This is a genomic window from Asaia sp. SF2.1 (assembly GCF_000505765.1).
Lineage (GTDB): Bacteria > Pseudomonadota > Alphaproteobacteria > Acetobacterales > Acetobacteraceae > Asaia > Asaia bogorensis.
The window spans coordinates 80,400-82,896 of sequence record NZ_AYXS01000048.1 but is presented as its reverse complement, the minus strand read 5'-3'; the positions used below and the strand labels follow the sequence as shown (position 1 = coordinate 82,896).

Annotated in this window: 2 protein-coding genes; both read right to left on the bottom strand. The window is 60.0% G+C overall.

The window, feature by feature from the left end:
- Window positions 1-106: 106 nt before the first annotated feature.
- Window positions 107-1,390 (bottom strand): DEAD/DEAH box helicase, encoded by a 1,284-nt coding sequence (locus P792_RS33230; protein WP_200863494.1) that lies wholly within the window; start codon window positions 1,388-1,390, stop codon window positions 107-109.
- Between the two features lie 540 nt (window positions 1,391-1,930).
- Window positions 1,931-2,497, bottom strand: a 567-nt coding sequence (locus P792_RS39200) for a helix-turn-helix domain-containing protein (protein WP_023979663.1), incomplete at its 5' end; no start/stop codon positions are given.

Genomic DNA, 2,497 nt, shown 5'->3' with positions numbered 1-2,497 from the left:
CCGCACTTGGGTCGATCCGGTTTCTGTACCCATGTCCCTGACGCGGTACGGGCCGGAGTCATGCATGGCAGGGGCAACGCCCCCTACCATGCATGAGTAAAATGGTTCAGATTGCGCGTTTGGCCATAGCAGCGGCACGGGCTGCCGCCTTCTCTTCATCGGTCCAGATCTTGCGCTCACGTATTTTCGGCACCTTGATCTGCTTCACCGGGCCGCCGCCCAGCACCGGCGCCCGTGCCGTGGAACGGCGTGCTTTCTCGCAATGCCATTCGTGATTTTCATGCACTGTCAGTGCGCGTCCGATCGTGCGCTCCACATCGTGCAACCAAGCGCGCTGCTCGGCATCGCACAGGGTGATGGCCCGCCCGCTCCGTCCCGCACGGCCCGTACGGCCAATACGATGGACATACGCCTCAGGCAGGCTGGGCAGATCGTGATTGACCACATGCGTCACCGTATCGACGTCGATACCGCGTGCGGCAATATCCGTGGCGACAAGAACCCGTGCACGGCCTTCACGGAATGCTTCGAGCGCCCGTTCGCGCTGACCCTGCGACTTGTTGCCGTGCAGGGCTTCAGCCGTGATGCCCGCTTCGGTAATATGGGAGCAGACCTCATTGGCGATGTTCTTCTGAAGCGTGAACACGACAGCCTGCCCGACATCGGGGGCGCTGAGAAGCGATAGCAGGGCCGCCTTCTTGTGCTCTGCATCGAGAAACATGACTGTCTGCTCGATACGGTCGACCGTGGTGGAAGGCGGGGCGATTTCCACCTTCGCCGGATCGCGCAGCAGGCTGTCTACCAGTGCCGCAATGGATTTCGGCATGGTTGCGGAAAAGAGGACCGTATGGCGCTCAGTCGGCGTTGCAGCAACGATCTGCTCGATAGGCTTGGCAAAGCCCATATCGAGCATCTGGTCTGCCTCATCCAGCACCAGGGCTTCGAGAGTGGACAGGTCGCAAAGCCCCTGCTCGATCAGATCCAGCAAACGACCGGGCGCCGCGACGAGAATATCGACGCCTTCCTTCATCGCATTGACCTGATGAAACTGGCTGACACCCCCAAAGATTGTGGTCACGCTGAAATCCAGATGGCGGCCAAATGTCTCAAACCCATCGGCAATCTGGCTGACCAGTTCACGCGTAGGCGCCAGAACAAGAACACGGGCACCGTTTTTCGGCGCGGGACGTGGGTCAGCAGCCAGGCGATGAAGCAGGGGCAGTGCGAAGGACGCGGTCTTGCCCGTTCCCGTCTGGGCCATGCCAAGAAGATCTCGGCCTTGCAGCAGCAGGGGTATGGATTGCGCCTGGATCGGCGTGGGCGTCTTGTAGCCAGCCTCGGCCAACGCCTTGAGAATAGCGGGCGCAAGGGCCAGTTCGTCGAATGTCATGGTCAAGATAGAACAGCGCCTCCGGCGCACAAATTGGTTGCGCCTTGGCGGGCATTTAGACTGTGGAAGTGCTCTTTTGCGGGCGAATGGTCGTCGCGTCAACGCAATCGCGCATTCATGTCCTTATGGTCATTTATTGTGGCAAAACGGACGCGTTTCACGCTTGTTCTGCCCCTCGCACGATGCCCGAATCACACTCTCCTGGGAAACGCGCCAGCGTAATACAGCCGATCCAGCAGGGCATTTACACCCCTTGAGGCGACAACAATGCCGAACTCGGGGCAACAGCTTATCCCTGCCACCTGTCAGAAAAGCAGCGCGGTACACATCCTAACTATGTCACCCCTGAAAAACCCCCTGTCAGGCTGCATACTCGCACATCTTCCGAGCGTTGATCACACCAGCATACGGGGGGGCAATTTCTCCCAACTTATGGTAATTTTCACCACATCAAAACAAACAAAAGCGAGCACCCCTCAGGAATAATAACCTTGGCATGTTTTTTGCATGATTGAGATCATGGTCAAGATCCCACCCCTTTCAGGCTTCGGTCCCGACGGATTTGCGGGCGTTACGCTCGGCGAAGCCATGCGCGCGGAGCAGGTGCCGGAACTGGTAATAGGTCAGTCCCAGAGCGGTGGCGGCCTGCTTCTGGTTGAAGCGCGCGTCACTCAGGGCGTGTTCGATCAGGGCACGTTCATAGGCGCGCGTGGCTTCGGTGAAGGTCAGCCCCTCAGGGAGGGAAGCAGGCAAAGGCGCGGACGGGGCTTCACGCGAGGCCGGCGCGGCGGCGTCCTGCACGATGCGCTCCGTCATGACGGGCAGCTTCGTGGCCGTCGCTCCTTCAGGGGCGAGAGGTCGCAACCAGTCGGGACCATTACGGAAGGGGTCGAACACGATGTCATCGAGGGGGCGCTCAGGGCGCCCCATACGATAGACGCTGCGCTCCACAACGTTGCGGAGCTCACGCACATTGCCGGGCCATTCGTACTGCATAAGACGCTCGCGGGCCTTGTCGCTGAACCCGGCGAAAAGCTTGCGACCGAGGCTTGCGGTCATACGGGTGGCGAAATGCTCGCAGAGAATCAGGATATCCTCGTGTCGGGC

Coding starts and splice junctions, on each gene's coding strand:
- P792_RS33230 (WP_200863494.1), bottom strand. CDS start 1,390: ATGACATTCGACGAACTGGCCCTTGCGCCCGCTATTCTCAAGGCGTTG.